This window comes from Bacillus changyiensis, assembly GCF_027706145.1.
GTDB lineage: Bacteria > Bacillota > Bacilli > Bacillales > Bacillaceae > Bacillus > Bacillus changyiensis.
This window is the reverse complement of sequence record NZ_JAQFWW010000024.1, coordinates 1-618: the sequence shown is the minus strand read 5'-3', so window position 1 is coordinate 618 and position 618 is coordinate 1. Positions and strand designations below refer to the sequence as shown.

At 40.3% G+C, this 618-nt stretch carries 2 protein-coding genes; both read left to right on the top strand.

Going from position 1 to position 618, the window contains the following annotated elements; all coding sequences use genetic code 11:
• Position 1: 1 nt before the first annotated feature.
• Positions 2 to 352, top strand: a complete 351-nt coding sequence (locus tag PDT38_RS19305; RefSeq protein WP_270803675.1) for a YopX family protein — start codon at positions 2 to 4, stop codon at positions 350 to 352.
• On the top strand, positions 349 to 618 hold a 270-nt coding region (locus PDT38_RS19300; RefSeq protein WP_270803674.1), incomplete at its 3' end, for a YopX family protein. The genes PDT38_RS19305 and PDT38_RS19300, both read left to right, overlap by 4 nt.

Below are 618 nucleotides of genomic sequence, written 5' to 3'. Positions count from 1 at the left end.
CATTGAAATGAAATGGTACAGCATCGGGCAATTGGAAGCAAGGGCAGCGGCTGAACTATCTCCGGTGTTTTCCGATGAATATGAACTAATCAGCCGGGATTTATACACCGGATTAAAGGACAAAAACTTTCATGAGATTTATGAGGGGGATATTCTTTCAACTGACTTAACCAGACCTTATTTAATTGTTGAATTTAGAAATGGCGCTTTTATGGTTCAATGTCACGATGGTGACGAAGACTACTATGATTATATTTTGCCTGTTTTGCGTAATTCAAGTGAGTCAATAAAATATCACGAAGTCATCGGTAATATCTATGAAAATCCTGATCTATTGGAGGATACAAAATGACACATCTTCACTATCGCGTATGGGACGGCGAGCAGATGCACTATTGGGATGATGAGGGGATAAGCCTGACCATCAAAAATGATAGGAGCTGGTTCTTATATCATGATGCAGGTGGCGGATGTGTGGTGTCTAGTGATGACAAAGATGCGGCGCTCATGTGGGGATCAGATCAAAGGGAACAATCGGTACTTGATATCCATACTGAATTTTATAAACTCGGAAAACGTATTTTTGCTGGTGACATCATACAACAAGAAGAGCAGATA